This is a genomic window from Flintibacter muris, from assembly GCF_943192995.1.
Classification (GTDB): Bacteria; Bacillota; Clostridia; order Oscillospirales; family Oscillospiraceae; genus Lawsonibacter; species Lawsonibacter muris.
This window is the reverse complement of sequence record NZ_CALPCP010000003.1, coordinates 105,261-124,449: the sequence shown is the minus strand read 5'-3', so window position 1 is coordinate 124,449 and position 19,189 is coordinate 105,261. Positions and strand designations below refer to the sequence as shown.

The following is a 19,189-nucleotide window of genomic DNA, read 5'->3' as shown; positions in this document are numbered from 1 at the left end:
TCTATACTGATTATTGATGGTCATTTGCCAAACAAACAGAAAGAATCAGTTTTAATAAAGAAATATATCGCTTTATTCATTGAAACTGATTATCCGTAGTATAAAATATTCCCCATAAGAGGGGGTGATATAGTGGAGGTTTACGATTTTGGGTTGAGACTAAAAGAACTTCGAGAAGCCAAAAAACTATCACAAAAAGATGTTGCCACTCGGCTGAACGTAGTTCCCTCCACAATAAGCGGATACGAAAGTAACACTATTACCCCAAGCCTTGAACAATTTACAAGAATGGCGATATTGTATAATGCGTCTTTGGACTATATGATGGGGCTTGACAATCGCTCTTGTTTTTATTTAGATGGTTTGAGGAAAGAGCAGCAACAGGCGATTTTGGACGTTGTAAATCGGCTAAAAGATTTATTTTTGCAAGATCAGCAGTGAGAATTTTATTTTTGTTCTTAAAGCGGTTTAATATTTTCAAGTTTTAGATACTACGTCATGCCGTATTTATTATACTTCATAGCCAACTCGAATGCAAGGCTTTCCCAAAGTATAATAAACGGTATACCGAAGTAATTGAGGTGATAACTTGAAAGATATTCTTGCTGAAATCACAAGGCTGCGCTTAAACCGGAACTGGTCAGAGTACCAGTTGGCTCAACATTCTGGTATATCGCAATCAACAATCTCTACCTGGTATAGAAAGAATCAGGTTCCAACAATACAAACATTGGAAAAAGTCTGTTTGGGCTTTGGAATTACCCTATCTCAATTCCTTGCCAACGATGATGATGCGGTATCTCTGACAGAAAGCCAGAAAGAACTTCTTGACTGTTGGGCTGCGTTGACGGAAACACAACAGGCACTTTTCATGCAGTTGTTCAAGAATATTTGATGGCTATGCGTCCACGTAAGTGGCGCATAGCTATTTTTGGTTGAAACTATGTACTTCTGAATATAAGAACCTCCCATGCTAGACGGCACGGGAGGTTTTTACCGTCACCGCGCTGATTCACTGTATACCACTAAAATATACACCAAAAAATAGTTTTGGTCAAGTTTGCTGTTTATTACTATTTTGAAAATGTGAGAAAGCCTTGTATATTAAATTTGCCAACCTTGTGAGGGGAGGGTAAATACTTGGATTATACATTGCTTGGTGCGGCCATACGAAAAAAGCGTACTGAACGAGGATGGAAAATCGCAATTTTAGCTGACAAAGCAGGTGTATCGGAGGACTTCATCGGCAAAATTGAGAGAGCGACCGATATACCAAGTTTGCAAACAGTTGTGGCGATTGCAAATGCTTTGGAAGTCAGCGTTGACTCTTTACTGAGTGATGATCTATCCGTTGTCGATGCGTCTCTCTGCGAGGAACTGAATTGTTTGATTGAGAATATGAACCCTAAACGGAAGAAATTGTTTTTGCAGTTTGTGAGGAACAACGTGGATTTTTTCAATAAGGCAGATTTTGAACTTGACGAATGAATCTCGCTGCGGCTATTGATTTCTGACACAAAAAAACTCCCATGCCAGGCGGCACGGGAGTTTTTTCTCAGTCACCGCTCCGGCTTCTGCTCTCTATTCTGGTCCTGTTCCTCCGGCACTAAGCCGAGGATTTTATCCACGTTTTGCTTCGCCGTCCGATAGGCGATCATATCCTGCCGGAGCGCCTTGTATTCTGCGTACTGCTCCTGCTTCTCCGCCAGCAGAGCGGCGTACTGCTTGGAGAGCTGGGCAACCTTCGGAATGGGCTTCCCGTCCAGCGCGTCAAAGGCTTTCTTCGCCGCCTCATGCTGGGCGATCTCCGCCCCATGCTCGGCAAGAAATTCCTTCTTGTGGCGGGACTTCTTATAAGCGGCGTAGACCTCCCGCGTCTTGGAATAATTGATGATATGGGTTTTTAGCTGGGCAACCTCGGCCATGCGGCACTCCAACTGCTTGATATGGCGGGAAACCTCGTCAAAGCGATCACCGGCCTGCTCCGCCCGTGCCGTCAATTCGTCATAGTCAGTCAGATCGTTCTCAATCAGGAAATTGAGCGTTTTTGCCGCCTCCTTCAGATTGAAAATCTTCGCCCACCGTTCATAGCCAGCACCCTTGCCAGCGGCCATCTTCGCTTGAATATCAATAAGCATATTGACTTTCCGGCCAGCATGGGGAACGGCCTTTCTCGCCGCAGAGGAACGCCCGCCCCGGTGGATACTGCGCTCCCGCAGGGCCTCCTTGGTATAGTCGGCTCCCAGCTTGTCAGAACGTGTGAAGCGGTCCCAGCCGGGGGCGCGGAAGGACAGCTTTTTCCCTTCTCTGATTTCATAACCTTCGGCCCGCATTTTTGCCAGAAAATTCTCGTAGCCCTGACAGTCGGGGAGTACCCGGTCAATGGTCTGACGCAGCTGCTCCTTATGGCTGGTTCCGTATTTTTCCGCCGCCATTTCTTTCTGCTTTTTGGCGCTGGGCTTCGGGTTCTCGATCACAGAGAGGCCGTGCGCCCTGCACAGCTCGTCATTGAGCCGCCGCAGAATAAAAGCGGAGTTCTTGACATTCTGAAATTTAGCATCGCAATTGAGGTTGGTGCTGTTAAACTCTATGTGTGTATGGATATGGGCCTTGTCCACATGGGTAGAAACTACAAATTGGTGCTGGCCCCTAGTAAACTTCATCGCCAGCTCATAGCCGAGCCGGTTGGCATCCTCCGGGCTGATTTCCCCTGGCTTGAAAGACTGGATAATACGGTACATGATAATATCATGTTCAGGAGACTGTTTCCGCCCGGTGATCTGGTGGTAGAGTTGTTTACTGATCTCAAATTCTTCTGCGGCGGTTTCCGGCGAACACATATAGAAGGACACCAACTCGCCATCATTGGTTTTCTCTGCTTTCTGGTCGTAGTCGTGCCGGTCCGCCATGGACTGCTGCCGGGTGCGGTTTCGCATGATTTTCCGGGGGAATATGTTGGAGATTGCTATGAATTGGCCTCCTTCCTAAGCGCAATCCCTTATCGCTCACACCTGTTATTGCCTTGTGCTTCTGTCGTGTTATAAACACCATAAATTATAAAGCACAGGCCATGTTGTTGTCAACACCGCCATTACATAAACTAATGGTGAAAGGTGGTGCTGATGTGCGAGAGAAAAAGGACCTCAATGTGAGAATTGGCAACCAAATCCGAATTGCAAGAGAATCTGCGGGCCTAACACAAGACAGATTTGCAGAACTCGTCTCCCTTGCAACAAAAAATGTTTCAGATATAGAACGGGGAGTAGTTGGTATTTCTATCGGGACATTGATACGTATTTGTGAAACGCTCTCTATTTCCAGCGATTCTATCCTTTTTGAAGAAGGAACCGGGAATGATGCCCATAGCATATCTGAGCGCCTGAGCAATCTTCCACCGGAACAGTTTGAAATTGCGTGTAATATTATCAACAAACTGTTTGAGGCGTTTGCTTCATCAGGTAAATAATTTACCGGTCCCCCTCCCGCTGGTACTGCTTCTGCCACTCCGTCTTTACCTGACAGAGAAATTCGTTGTAGTCCTTCCCGTGTCCGGTGGGCGGCGGGTTATGGTGGACCAGTTTCACCCGCTGAGAAAGGTCCGGGTCCTCCTGGATGGCCTGTTCCAGCCGTTCCATGCCAACCAGCCCCGCCTTATCATTGTCCAGGCACAAGCTGACCTGGGTAACGTGGGGATGATCGCGGAGGAATTGAATCATGGCGCGGGGCGCGGTCCCTCCGAGGGAGAGGTAATGACTGTCCCGCCATTCGCCCCCGGACAGCTTCACCAGCGAGGCCAGGGATAGCACGTCAATGGGGCTTTCCGCCACCGCCAGCCGGGGACATTCCGGGTCAGCGGCCAGCAGGGAAAAATTGTACCGTTTATCGCTGCCCTCCACATCTACCCGAAAGTTGTCCCGCGTCCCCCGGAGGCAGGCGAACTGGGCGCGGCCCGTTGGGTCCTTCCCGACAAAAACGCAGTTCTGATATTTCCGGCTCTCATAGAGCGTACCGGCCTGAATACACGCTTGCAGCAGTTCCGGGTGGATACCCCTTTTCTGCAAATAGGAAAGCATGGCGGCGGGGAAGCGGCTGGCCTCCGGGAGCTGAAAGGGCTTTGGAGGTTTTGGCTTTGGCCGCTCCTGGGGCGGCGGGGCACGATAGCCGCACAGAGCCTCCACCGCCCCAACAAAGTCCATCCCCCGGACCTTTATCAGATAGTCCAGCGCCGTCCGGCCCCCAATGCCCCGGCTGTTCCAGCACCATTTTCCGTTGGAGATTTTCAAGCTGTCATGGGTCCGGGTGCAGTATTCGTGGGGGCCGCACCGTTTCAGCTCATGGGGTTCGTAGGTTTCCAGGTATGAAAGCAGGTCCCACTCCTTTGCTTTTTCAATCTGTTCTTTAGAAACGCCCGCTATAAAATCACCCCCAATACGAAAACAGAGGCGGCGGGAACATCCGAAAATGCTCCCGCCGCCACCATAGTCACAGCGTTTCAAATTTCTTCAGCAGTTCGCTGATACCCTGCCAGACCTCCGTATAACCCTGGCGCAGATCTTCTACATCCTGGGCGTAGAGGTTGTGTGTGCTGTTGCAGCGGCGGGCGATCTGGTTCACGTTGCTGGAAATGGAGCGCAGGAGCTTCACCAGCTCCACTACGCTGGACATATCCAACTGGACCACATACCCGTCCACCGCCATTTTCCGCAGATACGCCCGCAGATTTATGGTCCCCAGGAGGGCCATTTTCCGGTCAATCACCTCCTTTTCCTCCGGGGACACCTTTGTGTAAAGGCCCACCGTCCGGCCCTCGTACTTTCTCACAGTGCCGCCTCCCTTCGCTGATCTCTTTCCGCGCCAGCAGCCACCGGTGCGGGTGGAACGTAGGAGCGTAGCGCCGCCCGGATGGACGGCTTATCACCGCTCAATACGGTAAGCGCGGGCGGCTCTGGCGCGGGGGTCTCGCCGTCCCCTAAATCCGCTTCATCCTCGCCGTCCTGAGATTGTTCCTCCGACTTGTGGTCAGCCTTCTCCAATTCCAGGTTAAGCTGGAGCAGACGAGCCGATTTCTGCTGTAATTCATCTTCCTTGGGGAAGGGCCGTTCAGATTCTTCCCTGGCGTTCACCAACTCCTTTTCCAACGTCACCAGCCGCGCCTCATGCCCCTTGATTTTTTCAGCCATACCTTCCAGAGCGTTGTTGATACGGGTAACATTGCCCACCGGATCATCGGCCAGCTCCGCCGTATAGGTCAAATTCTGTTTCATGGTGATCTTGAACTTGGACCCATCACAATGAAGCTGCATGGGAAAGCCCCGGTATTCGCCCAGGTCGAGGGGCTTCTCCGGGTCGGGCATGAGCAGGCACGCCTTGATAATGGCCACGCCCGCGTCCTTCCGCTCCGTGAAGGTCTGTCCCATGACGGTCATGGTAAACGCATCGTCCTTGACCGGATTGGCCTGCACAATGGGTAAATCTTTCCCCAGCGCCTCAATAAACAGCTTTGTCTCCGCAATTTTATTCGGATAATATTTCAGCGCCTTATCCTGCATTTCATACTGCTGGGATGTATGGTTGGCTTTGAGCATTTTCAGCTTTGCCACCTGCACATCCAGCTCCATTTTCTCCCGGATACGGTCATCCCCGGTAGCCAGGGCCTTGACCTCGGCGTAGGAGAGGGCGGTAGCGTCCACGTCCTCAATGGACCGGGCAGGGGATTTCCCGGTCATGACCTGCCCGATAAATTTCTGCTTACTTTCCACCAGACCCCAGTTGTATGCGTCAAAGGTTCCTTTGGTAACGTACTTGAACATTTTAACCGTCTTATTCATGTTGCCCTGGCGCAGAGAACGGCCCGCCCTCTGCTCCAAATCAGCCGGACGCCATGGGCAGTCAAGGTCATGGGAGGCCACGATCCGGTCCTGGACGTTAGTGCCAGCGCCCATCTTCTGCGTACTGCCGATGAGGACGCGCACCTGCCCCCGGCGCACCTTGGCGAACAGCTCCGCCTTTTGCGCTTCGGTGTTGGCATCGTGGATAAAGGCGATTTCCTCCTGGGGGATGCCCTGGGCGATCAGCTTCGCTTTTATATCGTCATAGACGTTAAATTTGCCGTCCCCCTTGGGCGTGGACAGGTCGCAGAACACTAATTGGGTCCCCCGAATGTCCATGCTGTTCCGCCACTCGGTGAGAACATTCTTGACGCAGGCGTTGACCTTGCTGTCTGGGTCATCCGGCAAGAGGGGGTTCTGTAAACGCTGATCCAGAGCCAGCTTGCGCCCGTCAGACGTGATCCGCAGCATATTGTCCACGGACGGGTCCACCAGCCTGTTACGCACAGCGTCCGCCCGGTCAGCCAGCTCCGCCACCATCTCCTGCTGAAACTTGCTGGGTTCGGTGGTGACAGTGATGGGGACAGCCTCCGGGGTTGGCAGTTTCAACATATCCGCCGTCTGAATATCAGCAGCCTCCTTCCAAATGCTGATAAGCTCCGGGAGATTGTAGAATTTGGCGAACCGGGTCTTGGACCGGAATCCGGTTCCCTCCGGTTTCAGCTCCATAGCCGTCACCTTCTCACCAAAGTCCGCCGCCCAGGAATCAAAGTGACGGTGGCCGTTCCGTTCCAGCGTGTCAAATTGGAGGTAGCGCATCATGGTATACAACTCTACCATACTGTTGGAGATCGGGGTCCCCGTGGCGAAAGTAATACCACGCCCGCCGGTGATCTCGTCCATGTAACGGCATTTGCCGTACATATCGCTGGATTTCTGCGCGTCCGTCTGAGCGATGCCCGCCACACGGCTCATTTTTGTGTGTAAAAAGAGGTTCTTAAAGCTGTGCGCCTCGTCTACAAACAGCCGGTCAACGCCTAATTCCTCAAACGTGACCACGCTGTCCTTTTTCTCTTTTGCCGCCAGCTTTTCCAGCTTGGCCTCCAATTTTTTCTTGGTTTTCTCCATCTGCTTGACGGTAAAGTTGTCTCCATCCTCCTCCTTTGCTTCACGGATGGCAGTAACAATTTCGTCAATCTGGTCCTCAATCACAGCCTTCTGCCGCTCCGGGGAGAGGGGAATCTTCTCAAACTGGCTGTGACCGATGATAACCGCGTCATAATCGCCGGTGGCGATACGGGCGCAGAACTTCTTGCGGCGGGCGGGTTCAAAGTCCTTCTTGGTAGCAACCAGCACCTTCGCGCCGGGATAAAGGCGCAAAAAATCGCCGCCCCACTGTTCCGTCAGGTGGTTAGGGACGACGAATAGGGATTTCTGGCACAGGCCCAGGCGCTTGCTCTCCATAGCGGCGGCGATCATTTCAAAGGTCTTGCCCGCGCCGACACAGTGAGCCAGCAGTGTGTTCTTTCCATAGAGGATATGGGCCACGGCGTTTTGCTGGTGGGGCCGCAGGGAGATTTCCGGGTTCATGCCCGCGAAGCGGATATGGGAACCGTCATACTCGCGGGGCCGGATGGCGTTGAATACGGAATTGTACTTCCTGCACAGAGCCTCCCGGCGCTCCGGGTCTTTGAAAATCCATTCCTTAAACGCTTCACAGATCGCCTCCTGCTTCTGCTGGGCAATTGCGGTCTGCTTCTCGTTGAGGACGCGGACCTCCTTTCCGTCCTCCCATTTTTTATCAAATATCCGCACATCCCGCTGGTTCAGCGTGGCCTCGAAGATTTCATAGGCGTTGATGCGCTTGGTGCCGTAGGTGGTATAGGCACGGACGTTATCCGCGCTGTCCTCGCTCTTGCCCTGCACCCGCCATTCGCCGGACGTATCGGAATAATCAAGGCGGATTTTCTTCTCCCGCAGGCGCTCCGGCGTTTGCAGCAACTCAAATATAAACTGTTGGTAATACTCCGGGGAAACCCAGGACGCGCCAATGCGGACGCTGATCTCCGAAGCGGTCAGGTCCTTGGGCTGTACCTGTTCCAGCTTCTCCACATTGATAGCAAACTGCGGGTTATCTTCTGCGGCGGCGCGGGCCTGGGCCAGCTTCACCCGGACGTTGCCGGAAAGGTATTCGTCCGCCGCCTGCCAGCCCTTCGACCAGTTTTCGCCGTCCTCGGCAAAATCAAAGGGGCCGGTGGCGGGGTCCTTGAAGATAATGCCCTTCAAATCCTCCACGATCTGCGGAATTTTCTCAGGTCCGCCCATCAGCCCCGCCATATACTCCAGGTCCACGCGGGCCTTTTCGCCAATGGATACCGCCAGGGCCTCTACCGCCGTGTCCACGCTGGTGACGGCCTGCCGGTTCTGGATGGTCCGCTTGGTGAACATATCCGCCTTGCGCTCCAAATTCCCTTCATCGTCCAGCACTTCCAGGGAACACAGAAGCGGGTAGGAAGAATCCTGTTCAAAGGCCCTCCTGTTGCCCAGGCTGTTCAACAGACCATGTTTTTTCGTGCAAGCGTCATAAAGGCGGTTGAGCTTGGTCTGCTCCGCCTTGATTACATCGTCCCCGGCGTTTTCCAACTGCAAATCAATGAGCTTCCGGGCGCAGTCCCGAATGGCGATCATGCCCATGGCCCGCTCCGTGGGGGTCTTGCCCAGGTCCACGGGCTTCATGCGGGAATTTTCGCGGAAATACAGCTTGCCATCGAATAGAGCATAGCTGAAATTGCGTACAGAGGGGTCGGCGGGAATGGATTCAATCTCTTTGCCGTCCTCCTGTTCCGGCTCAATTTCCAGCAGCTCCCGGTTGGGCGGGGCAAGGTTCTGAATGGCCCCGGCAAGCTGCTGGGAGAGGTCCGCTCCGTCAATGGGCGCGACGGTATAGTCCTGCCTGCCGTACTGCGTACTCTCAGACGTGGGCTGTCCCAGCACCATATCCGGGTGTTCCAGAAAATAGCTGTTGATCTTGAAGCCATCTTCATTTTCTCCCACCTGCACCCATCCTGGCTGCTCAATGGCGGGGCGGTCCCGCTTTTGCAGGAAAATAATGTCGGACACCACTTCGGTCCCGGCATTGGCCTTGAAAGCGTTGTTGGGAAGCCGGATTGCCCCCAGCAGGTCGGCCCGCTCCGCCAGATACTTCCGCACAGTGGAATCCTTGGAATCCATGGTGTAGCGGCTGGTGACAAAGGCTACGACGCCGCCCGGACGCACCTGGTCCAGTGCCTTGGCAAAGAAATAATTGTGAATGTTGAAACCCAGCTTGTTATAGGCCGGGTCGTTGACGTGGTACTGACCAAAGGGCACGTTGCCCATGACCAGATCATAGAAGTCCTTCCGGTCCGTTGTTTCAAAACCGGCGAGGGTAATGTCCGCTTTCTGGTAGAGCTGCTTGGCAATGCGCCCAGTGAGATCGTCCAGCTCCACACCGTAGAGCTTCGCCGCCCCCAGCTTTTCCGGCAGGAGGCCGAAGAAGTTGCCAATGCCCATAGACGGTTCCAGCAAGGTCCCCGGCTGGAAATTCATATTTTCCACCGCCTGATACATGGCCTTGATAACGGTAGGGCTGGTATAGTGGGCGTTGAGGACCGTACTGCGGGCGGAATCGTATTCCTCCTGGGTCAGTAGCTCCTTCAGCTCGGCATACTCCTTGACCCACTTGGGATCATTTTCATCAAACGCCCCGGCAATGCCGCCCCAGCCCACATAGCGGGATAGGGTTTCCTGTTCCTCCGGCGTGGCAAGACGGCCCTCCGCCTCAATCTGTTTCAAGGTACGGATAGCCGCCACATTGTACTGATATTTCGTTTTTTCGCCGCCCACGCCCAGGTTATCATTGGTGATCTGGAAATTATGACGTTCCCGGCGCGGTTGGCGGGAAGCTGGCGGAGGGGGCGGAACCACCTGCCCGCCGTCAATCTCCACCTGTTCCGACTCCGGTTCGGGGGAAGGCGGGGAATCATCCGCGCCAAGGATGGCGGTGCGGGCTTTGGCAACAAGGTCCCGCACCGCCTGGATGGACCGCTGGAGATAGGAATAGGCCGTATCCAGAATTTTCAGGCGGACAATATCATGTTCCACATCTACACTGTGGATTTTGACACGCTGTCCGTCCACAGTCAGCTCCGTGCCCACGGGGATTTCATCAGCGGCCTCCAGCCGTTGACGGTGTGCCGCCACCTCCGCAATGGTGTATTCCTCTCTGCGCTGGGCTTCCTCTATAAATTCACGGACAAAGGGAATCGGCTCTGAGCGGAAAATAGGAAACCAGCCCTTCATATCCAAGTCCAGCAGGCTGACGGTCCCCGCCTGGAAGTCCACGCTGTCGATCTTCATGCGCCGCCCGTCCATGGTCAGTTCCATGCCCAGGGGGATGAACTCCGCCGCGCTCCGCTCCTTGATGATCTCATAGGGCGCGTCCGGGCCGCGTTCAGGGTCAGGCCGTGCCATGACCACGCTATGCCCATGCTCCAGCAGGTCCGTCAATGCGGACTGCCAGCCCAGGGAGGTCCCGGTAACAAAGGTGCTGCCCAGGCCGGGAATGTCCCGCGTCAGCAAGTCCTTCCCCATGGCGGGGGCCGCTGCTTCGGCGTCCTTCCCGTAGAACAGCATATAGTCCCCCACCTGAACGCCGACGAGCTTGTCCGGGTATCGGGCTTTCAGGTCCAGATATTCGTCAACATTGGGGGTAAGATCAGGTTCAGCGGGGGCGGCGTCGGCCCTTTCCACCTGCTCCAGCATACCCGCCCCGGTGGGGTCCGGCACAGTCTCCGGTGTTGGGGGTATCTCTGTACCGGCCTCCCCCTGTTCTGGTTCCGAATGGTCCACGGCGGGAACCTTCCGCGCCCACTCCGGGCAATCAGGAGAATCGGCATACCGTTCCGGCGCAAGGCGCGGGTCCATAATCACATCCTGATAGCTGCGCTCCATGAGGTCCTCTACTAGCCACTCCCGGAACATGGGGAGAGAGTGGAACGCGGCGAGAATGTCGGGATAGCCCCTCGCCGCCTCTATAAGATCGGGCATTTCAGCGTTCAGGGCGTCCGCCGCTTCATCGTAATCCAGATCACGGTCGTATAAGAAGTTAAAATGGCTACTATTCCAAACTGTCCGGTCCAGAATGGTCAATGCTTTCTCATAGAGCGTGACCGGAGTGACCACCCAATCTGCCGAAGGTTCCGTGGGGACTGTCTGGCCGGAGGTGCGGTGAATATTCGCCAGATAATTCTCTGCGCTGCCCTGCTCCACGAATTGCAGTATATGGTTTCCTTCCTTGTAGAAGCGTTCCAGCGCATTGTCATAAATGACAAAAGGACCGTCCCCCCACAGCCGGGAAACTTCAAACCGCTCCGGGGAATCCATTGAAACGGGCGCTTTTGCAGCCTGCTCCGGCTGGGACAGCGCGGGGTAAGTTTCACCGATGATTTCTTGGTGCAGTTGGTTGTGGAAAGCGGTATTATCATAATACTGCTTTAACAGCGGCGTCTCATTGATAGACAGCACCGCCCGCTTGATGGCCTCGTTGCCCTCCAGACGGGCAAGGTCCTGGTCAGAATTGGCGCAAGCGTTTCGATATGCTGTATCCGCCAGCACCAGATTCTTGACCATAGGCGCATAATGCTCATAAATCTGCCTGATGGTAGGATTATCGCCTAAACCGCCATTTTCCACCGCCTTGCCGTCCTGGTCAAAGGTCAGGCGCACGTCCTCGCCGCCCCGGACCACAACGGCCTCCCGCTTGTGGTAGCCCTGCTGACTGATGTTTTTCAACCACTGTTGGGCAAAGGTGTTCAAATCCCGGTGCAGCTTGGGAATCCACTTGCCGGGTTCCGGGTAGACCTCCTGATAAATCTGAATAGAGCCGTCCTGCCGGAAGGTCAGCGGTTCCAGGGTCCCCTTCTCCCGGTCCACCCGGAAGGTCATTTCCGGGTCGCGCATGAGATCGCCATTCTGCGTATAGGTATGGCTGACGGCGATCACGTCCGTGTCAATCCATTCCAGGTGGAGGGGCATCATAGCCCCGCCGTCCTCGCCTGCCTCCATGCGCAGATAGCGGTACTCACCGCTGGCGATTTCCGGGAACAGCTTCACAAAATTGCGGTAATTCAGCTCCACCTTGGTCCGTCCGGGCTTTTGGGATTTTTCAGAGGGATACGATGCCGCCACCGCTTTCGCCAGTTCCGCCCTCAGTTTGGCGATCAGATTTTCAACCGCGTCCCGGTCCGCCGCTGGGAAGCTGAATGTAACTTCGCCGTTCTCATGGTTAAACTGCGCGGCACTGATTTCATTGGTCTGCATGAGCCTTGCCAGAAGCGGCGCTTCCTCCGCAGTTACCGTGGCCTGATAGTTGCGCTCGGTGACAGTAGTTTGCCATCCCTGTTCGCCGCTGTCCTGAATGGCCTGTTCCTGCCGGGAAAGCAAGGTGCTGGGCTGGCGCTCCCCGGTCTGCGCCTCAACGGGCGCAAGGGTCACAGAATGAAATTCCCGCAGCTTTTCAACGTACTGCTCTACCGCGTGGACGGGAACGCCGCACATCTCCACACGCCCAACGCCAGCTATGGGCCGGGTAGTCAGGCTGAGGTCCAGCAGGGCAGAGGCGGTTTTGGCATCCTCACCGAACATCTCAAAGAAATCGCCCACTTGAAACAGCACGATATTGTGGGGATTTGCCTCTTTGATCTCCTTGTAGCCGTCCCACCACGGAGAGCGGGAGGTTTCCTCATGCTCTGCCGCCTGGGGAGGGGCAGAGGGTTCCGGTTCCAGCGGAGCGGACGCTGCCGGGGAGAACAGGCTGAATTGGCCGCTCTGGTCCTCCTGGGCCGTTGGCCGTTTCTTATTTGCCAGGGCGCGGGCCGCAGCCGCCAGCCGGTCGCTGGAAGCGGGCGGGGCTTCGGAAGGTGTGCGTTGGGGCGTGGGGGCCGCGCGCTGGGCCTCCTTTGCCGCCTGTTTCGCCTGACGCTCCGTTTGCAAAACAACTTCCGGCAGAGGTTCATACAGAGAATATTCACCCCGCGTAAATGTCTCCATATCCCGCAGGACGGGGATCATCCGCCGGTACTCCGGGCTGTCCGGGGAAACAGCAGCCATAATGGTGAACATTTCGCCGTACAGTTTAGAGTGTTTCTTGGAATCATCAGATTCCAGAATGGCCCGGATTTTCTTCACGGCGGCGTCCATATCATTGCCGGGGGGATTGGTCCGGTTGGGGTCCATGCTGTAAAAATGATAAATCCGCCGGGCAAGGGTTACTTTCTCATAGGCCGGAAGATACGCCTTTTCCTGATCGTTGAGGTACTGCCCGCTGTCAATCAAGGCTCGGACACGCTTCTGCACCTGGTTCCAGTTCAGCGTGACCGTATCATAGCCCTTATAGCCGGATTCCTCATCCGAACGGGTGAAACGGATTCCCTTGGTGCCATAGTTCTCGTCATAGCCGGTATAGCAGCGTCCACCTTCGCCATAGCTGCTTTTCAGAAAATCAGCGCACTCTTTGGCGTTGTGGCCCTGGACAAAATAGGAGTATATTTGCAGCTTGCTCTCGGCAATGCTGGGGCCTCCGGTCAGCAGGCGGGTGATCTCGTCCTCCGTGATGAAGCTGGCCTTTGCCGGAGTAAAGCCCTCTGCTCCTTGGAATTGTTCTCTGAACGTAAACAGAAGGTGGAGGTCATTTGCCAATTTTTGCGGGTCATGTATCTGCCTGAATCGCAAAAGGTCTGGCTCGGATTCATATACGTCCACAAATACGTCCATTTGGCGTTTAATGTCGCTCCAGTAGGCTGGAATTCTCAGCAGGCGGGCAATCTCCTTTGTATCTTCCGGGAAGCCTTTTTGCATAAAATGACTAGAAATCGTGGACAGAAGGTGAAATTCCTTTGCTCTGTCGCTGAAATCCTGCCGCAGATACCACAGCTTTTCCGCCAGCTCCCGCACTTCGTTATCAGGAGCGGCGTCAACTTTATCCTGCGTAGCAAATGTTCCATCCCGCAGGAGGTTGGAGGTCATAGCGGCGGCGTTCACCCAGGATATAAGCGTGCTGCCAGGGCCAAATGCGGACCGTCCCGGCGCGATGCGGAAGCCCTCGCTGTTAAACCACAGAGAATATTCCTGTCCGTCAATGGTAACGCCCTTGCCGCCCTCGCCAAACTCTTTTGCCATAAACGAGGCGGCAGCGGAACCGGTGGGACCCTTCTGGAAGAAGGCCACAATATGCTCGATGCTGTGCCGCCCATTGCCGCCGCTGGTGAGGGCGCGGCCAATGACCGCAGGCGGCACAAGACCGGCAGGGAGGGATGTCTGCTGCTGGGCCGTCTGGCGATCCTCCGCCTGGGCCTGGGCGATATTCTCAATCTGTTCTTCCACCGTGGGGAACAGGGAGAACAGGGAGAGGTCCGGCGACCCAGGGACAGGCGGTTCCTCCGCAGACGCAGAAGCGGCGGGCTGTTCGCCCGCCGCCGGTTCACCCTCTGGATTTACTTGTAGACGATCTCCGTCAGAACCACTTCCTCCGCCTGGGCCGTGAAGCTGTTCACCGCCTGGACCCAGCCCATCTGATCGCGGGCCTTCATCGCTTCGTCCACTCCGTTCTGCTTCTTCAACTCGGCCACCATCCGGTCCACCTGCTCCCGCGCCTGCCGGTCGATCTCCCGCAGGTGGGGGTACAGCCGCCCCGTCAGCAGCATGGAGGTGTACGTCCCTGGGTGTCGTTCTTCCAGAAACGTCTCCCGCAGCATTCCGTACTTGCCCAGGGGCATTTCCTCCAATTCCTCCGCTCCGTCCAGTGTCAGGTCGGGAATCAGGTAATCGCCCGCCTGTTTGTAGGTCAGCTCCTTCGTCATGATTGACGCTCCTTTCTTCACTTTCACGCTTTACAGTGTTAAATTCTTCCTTGACCTTAGTATAGTCCATCACGGGCGATTTTGCAAGAGGTTTTTCAATATTTTTTTCTTTATTTTTCGCCTGTTCCCGGTCATAGGTTTTGACGGCGCGGCCAATTTCGTTGAGAAGGTCCATGGAAACCTGGCTGGCAGCGCGGCCCAGATGGTGCAGGACGGCGGGTGTGGAGAACTCGGTAATGCCCGCAAGGTCCTCGTCCTCCAAATACTCGCTGGGGTCCAGGCCGCAGCGGGTCAGGATGGTAAACTGGACGCTGGCGGTCAGGAGGTTTTTATAGCGTACCTCCAGATTGAGATCGTCCAGTTCTTCCAAAAGGCTGTCCCGCACATCATAGCGCAGGTCCTCCAGCGGGTCCCGGTAGACCTCGCTTACGGCGCGCTTGGCCTGTTCCATGATCTGCCAGCCGATGTCCGTTTCCTCGCTGGGGCCGTACTGCCGCTCCAACGCCTCTGCCACTGCACCGGATTTCTCCGCCGTCATTTCCCACAGATACGGCTCACGCGCCCCACGGACGGGGCGGGTGTCAGCTACGTCAAAGACATATTCCAGATGAGACTTGCCCCGCTTGTCCTTCCGAATCAGGGCAATGCCCTTGGAGCGGGGTTTCACCCACCGCCGCATGGTGTCGTTCCACAGCTCCATGCTGGCGCAGGCGGTGGCATCCGGGCGCTGGGCATAGATCAAAAGCTGTTCATCAAAGCGGTATTTATAAAGGCGGCTGGCGGTAGTTAAATACTGCTTCCAGCCGTCCACATCCCGCGTGACGGTTTGGGCGGTGTGGCTTGCCAGCTCGGATACAAATTGTAGTTTGCTTGCCATGAAAACCTCCTTATTTCAGAATAGAAAAGCCCGGAGGGGAACAGCGGTCAGACTGTTCCCCTCCGGGCCTTATAAATTGTGTGGTCAGGCTTTTTCGCCTTTTCCTGTGAGAATCCCCAAATACTTGACCATCAGGGGAATATATGTGAGGGTAAACACCACCGAAGCGGCAATCCGCACACCCTTCTTGCACTTCTCCGTTATTTGCAGACCCACCAGCAGACCGATGGAAAACAGACAGAACTTGACAATAGCCAAATCCTTCCAGTCACTCCGCCTGATAAATTCGTCCGCGCTGGCAAATATTCGCTTCATAGTGGTTCCTCCCTTCGATACGATGCGGTTACTTCCTACGAAACAATTATAACCTGCCAAGCGCGGCCCTGTCAATGATTGTTAGGAATCAGGGGGGTCTGCTTGTTCTGGTTCATCCTGTCCAGCACAGCCCTCTGCGCTGGAGAGAGGACACGGGGCAGCGTCACCTTCAGCCACTTCTTCGGCAGTTCAAACGTCAGCCCGCCCCAGGCGTTAGCGGCGGTCTGGCGCACCTGCTCCGGGTGGGACTGGCACAGCTCCAAAAGCTGATGCTTCAAAGCCTCGTTGTGGGTGTAGATACTGGCTGTGCGCTCCGCCTCGTTGAAATTGATAACCGTCTCCTTCTCGATGTTGGTCAGCCGCATGGCGTCACCTCTCCGGGTCCCGGCTGGGGGGAGCGGCCCCGCCCTGGGACTTCCCGGCTTCCTCCTGGCACTGGCGCAGATTATCCAGGACAGAGGGCGGCTTGGGGGCTTCATTGTTGATGATGCTGTCAATCTGGTTGTAGTTGCCCTCCACGCTCATTTCAGCCGCCGCCAAATGGTTCGGCTTCACCTCCTGGGGGACCTTTACTTCATATGCGGGCTTGAATTGCTCCACCTCCCTGTAAAGCGCCTGACGGCGCGCGTCATTGATAAGCCCTAACTGCTGGGCCATATCCAGGGAACCAATATAGGTCCAATACCATGCCAACTGAGCTTCGGGGCGGGCGTTTTCCTTGGTAATCTCGCGGATCGCCTCACTTTTCAGCCCCGCAATAACCTGTTCTACATCACGCATAGGCTCAACCCCCGCTGTTCTCGGCAATCGCCAGCAGATCGCCGTACACGGCGTTGATGGTGGAGATCACGGCGCAGACGGCATCGTCCACCGCCGTCAGCACTTCCTCACTCTCGGAGCCAGCCAGCTCCAGCAGGGCCTCCACCGTCTCCGGGGACAGACCCAGCTTGACGGCCAGATCATCCGCATTGGGGACGCCGCCGTCCGCTTCCAGGAACCAGTCGTAGGGCATACCGAAGTAGTGGGTGATCTCCCGGAGCTGGTAGGCGTTGGGGGTGCTGATACCGTTGAGCCAGCGGTTGACCGTGGGCACGGACACGCCCAGGTGACGGGCCAGCTCCCCGCGCTCCACACCGCTGGCAGACAGCAGCCCTCTCAAACGGCGGTCAAAAATATTGTTGTTATGATTCATATTCATTTCCCTTCCTTTCTCGTAGATTTGTTGTCAAATTCCAGCTTGAAGCGGACAAATTTGCCGCCATCATCATCCAGGACCACCGTGGCGTCATAGAAAACGCCCTTCTTCTCGGAAAACAGGCCGGTGACAGCCGCGCGCCCGGTTTTCAAGAGAGAAGCGGCGATTTTCTTAGTCAGCTCCTTGCGCTTACTGGTAAAGAAGCGGTCATTCTTCCACAGAGCAAAGCCGCAGGAGGGGGTATCGTGGTAGCCCTCGCAGTAGAAGCTCTTTTTACCCTCCACCACGTTTTTGCCGCAACGGGGGCATTTGCCGATCCTTGCCCGCCCAGAATCGGAGAGGGCGGTGGATTCCAGCTTCACGTTCCGGTAGGACCGGACCAGATTGGTGAGCATGGCGGTGATCCTGGCCATGAATTCCTCCGGGGACAGCTCGCCCCGCTCCACAGCACCCAGCCGGTCCTCCCACTCCGCTGTCAGTTTAGCGGATTTGAGCTGGTCGGGCATGGCCCAGGACAGCGCCAGTCCCTTCTCCGTGGGAAGAAGCTGCTTTTTCTTCCGCTCCACAAAGCCGGATTTCACCAGCTTTTCAATGATAGCCGCACGGGTGGCGGGTGTACCCAGGCCGGTCCGTTCCACGGATTCCAAGGCAGCAAAGTCCTCTGCGCTGGCGTGTTCCATGGCGGAGAGCAGAGTGTCCTCGGTGAATCGTGCCGGGGGAGATGTAGTGCCCTGCTTCAACAGAGCGTCCGCACCCTCCAACCGCTGACCATCGGACAGCACCGGGAGAGATGGGGCCGGTTCCTCGGCTTTCTTCTTCAACGTGGAAAGAAACGCCTTTTCGGTCCCCTTCCAGCCCGCCGCCGCCACTGTGCGGCCCTTGGTCATAAAAGAAGCGCCGCCACAGTCCAACGTGACGGCAGTCTCCGCATAGGTATGGGGTTCGCCCACGGCGCACAGCAGCCGGACGGCAATCATGTAGAGGATGTTCCGCTCCCCGGTGGGCAGGGCGGCAAGGTCAGCACCGGCGATCTCCGCCGTGGGAATGACGGCGTGGTGGTCGGTCACTTTGCTGCTGTCTACCACCTGGGCAGCGTGTACCGGGAGGGGCTGGCCCGCCATGAAAGACAGCGCACCGGCCACGGTGGCGCAGAGAGCGGGCAGGCCCTCCGCCATATCCTCGGTCAGATAGCGGCTGTCCGTCCGGGGATAGGTTGCCAGCCGCTTTTCGTAGAGGGATTGGAGGTAGTCAAGGGTCTGCTGGGCGGTGTAGTCAAAAAGGCGGTTGGCCTCCCGCTGAAGGGTGGTCAGGTCGTAGAGCTTCGGTGGCCGCTCAGTCTTGTCCTTCCTGGTGACGGACTGGACCACGGCGGTCTTGCCCAGGCAGGCGGAGCGCAGCTTTTCCGCGTCCGTCTTGGAATTGAATTTGCCGCTGGAGGCCCGGATGCCCTGTGCGTCCAGCTCCACGGTGTAAAATTTTTCCTTCTTGAAATGCTCAATCGCCGCTTCCCGTTCCGCTAGCAGCGTGAGTGTGGGGGTCAGCACCCGGCCCACGTTCAGCGTCTTACCTTTATATAATGTAGTAAAAAGGCGAGTGCCGTTGATACCGATGAGCCAATCCGCCTTGGCGCGGCAGAGGGCGGCGGCGTAGAGGTTGTTGTACTTCTGACCGTCCACCAGATTGTCAAAGCCCTTGCGGATAGCGGATTCCTCCATAGAGGAAATCCACAGCCGCTTGACAGGTTTTGTGCATTGGCAGAGGTCATAGGTCAGCCGGAAAATCAGTTCTCCCTCCCGCCCCGCGTCGGTGGCACAGATCACCGTGTCCACATCATCCCGGCTCATAAGCTGGCGCAGGATGTTGAACTGCTTCCTGGTATCCGGCAGCACTTGGAACTGCCACGGCTGGGGGATGATGGGGAGATCGTCATAGGCCCACTTGGAGTAGCGGGGGTCGTAGGCGTCAGCCGGGGCCAGTTCCACCAGATGCCCCACACACCAGCTTACCAGCCAGCCGTTACCCTCCACATAGCCGTCTTTCCGGCTCCTGGCCCCCAGCACCTTTGACAGAGACATTG

At 55.8% G+C, this 19,189-nt stretch carries 13 protein-coding genes; 4 read left to right on the top strand and 9 right to left on the bottom strand.

The genetic code is table 11. From position 1 onward, the window contains the following. The first annotated feature begins 132 nt into the window (after positions 1-132). The 3 genes from NFS22_RS04335 to NFS22_RS04325 all read left to right on the top strand — a co-directional run bounded on the left by NFS22_RS04335 (position 133) and on the right by NFS22_RS04325 (position 1,488). Positions 133-441: a helix-turn-helix domain-containing protein gene (locus NFS22_RS04335; protein WP_251316518.1), complete on the top strand. Its 309-nt coding sequence runs from the start codon at positions 133-135 to the stop codon at positions 439-441. Positions 442-589: 148 nt separating this feature from the next. Further along, positions 590-895 carry a helix-turn-helix domain-containing protein gene (locus tag NFS22_RS04330; RefSeq protein ID WP_251316517.1) on the top strand — a complete coding sequence of 102 codons (306 nt, stop codon included), beginning with the start codon at positions 590-592 and terminating at the stop codon, positions 893-895. A 245-nt stretch (positions 896-1,140) separates the two neighbouring features. Further along, positions 1,141-1,488, top strand: coding sequence for a helix-turn-helix domain-containing protein (locus NFS22_RS04325; RefSeq protein ID WP_251316516.1), 348 nt, complete (start codon positions 1,141-1,143; stop codon positions 1,486-1,488). Positions 1,489-1,559: 71 nt separating this feature from the next. Here the strand turns inward: NFS22_RS04325 and NFS22_RS04320 are convergent, their stop codons facing one another. Then, a complete protein-coding gene (locus NFS22_RS04320) occupies positions 1,560-2,936 on the bottom strand; it encodes a relaxase/mobilization nuclease domain-containing protein (RefSeq protein WP_251316515.1) in 1,377 nt (458 codons plus the stop codon). Positions 2,937-3,124: 188 nt separating this feature from the next. Between NFS22_RS04320 and NFS22_RS04315 the strand changes: the two genes are divergently transcribed. Continuing rightward, entirely contained in the window at positions 3,125-3,466 is a 342-nt protein-coding gene (locus NFS22_RS04315; protein WP_251316514.1) for a helix-turn-helix domain-containing protein, read from the top strand. A 1-nt stretch (position 3,467) separates the two neighbouring features. Here the strand turns inward: NFS22_RS04315 and NFS22_RS04310 are convergent, their stop codons facing one another. The 8 genes from NFS22_RS04310 to NFS22_RS04260 form a co-directional block, all read right to left on the bottom strand. After that, positions 3,468-4,496 (bottom strand): toprim domain-containing protein, encoded by a 1,029-nt coding sequence (locus NFS22_RS04310; protein ID WP_338147932.1) that lies wholly within the window; start codon positions 4,494-4,496, stop codon positions 3,468-3,470. After that, positions 4,483-4,821, bottom strand: coding sequence for a MobC family plasmid mobilization relaxosome protein (locus NFS22_RS04305; protein ID WP_251316513.1), 339 nt, complete (start codon positions 4,819-4,821; stop codon positions 4,483-4,485). Before NFS22_RS04305 ends, NFS22_RS04310 begins: the two co-directional genes overlap by 14 nt. Continuing rightward, positions 4,818-15,602, bottom strand: a complete 10,785-nt coding sequence (locus tag NFS22_RS04300; protein ID WP_420908833.1) for a DUF6908 domain-containing protein — start codon at positions 15,600-15,602, stop codon at positions 4,818-4,820. Before NFS22_RS04300 ends, NFS22_RS04305 begins: the two co-directional genes overlap by 4 nt. A gap of 84 nt (positions 15,603-15,686) precedes the next feature. Beyond that, a complete protein-coding gene (locus NFS22_RS04280; protein WP_251316509.1) occupies positions 15,687-15,917 on the bottom strand; it encodes a permease of phosphate ABC transporter in 231 nt (76 codons plus the stop codon). Between the two features lie 71 nt (positions 15,918-15,988). Next, a complete protein-coding gene (locus NFS22_RS04275) occupies positions 15,989-16,282 on the bottom strand; it encodes a hypothetical protein (RefSeq protein WP_160571940.1) in 294 nt (97 codons plus the stop codon). Between the two features lie 4 nt (positions 16,283-16,286). Continuing rightward, positions 16,287-16,697 carry a DUF4316 domain-containing protein gene (locus tag NFS22_RS04270; RefSeq protein WP_251316508.1) on the bottom strand — a complete coding sequence of 137 codons (411 nt, stop codon included), beginning with the start codon at positions 16,695-16,697 and terminating at the stop codon, positions 16,287-16,289. Between the two features lie 4 nt (positions 16,698-16,701). Continuing rightward, positions 16,702-17,109: a helix-turn-helix domain-containing protein gene (locus tag NFS22_RS04265; protein WP_251316507.1), complete on the bottom strand. Its 408-nt coding sequence runs from the start codon at positions 17,107-17,109 to the stop codon at positions 16,702-16,704. A gap of 2 nt (positions 17,110-17,111) precedes the next feature. Continuing rightward, positions 17,112-19,187, bottom strand: coding sequence for a type IA DNA topoisomerase (locus NFS22_RS04260; RefSeq protein ID WP_251316625.1), 2,076 nt, complete (start codon positions 19,185-19,187; stop codon positions 17,112-17,114). Positions 19,188-19,189 lie beyond the last annotated feature (2 nt).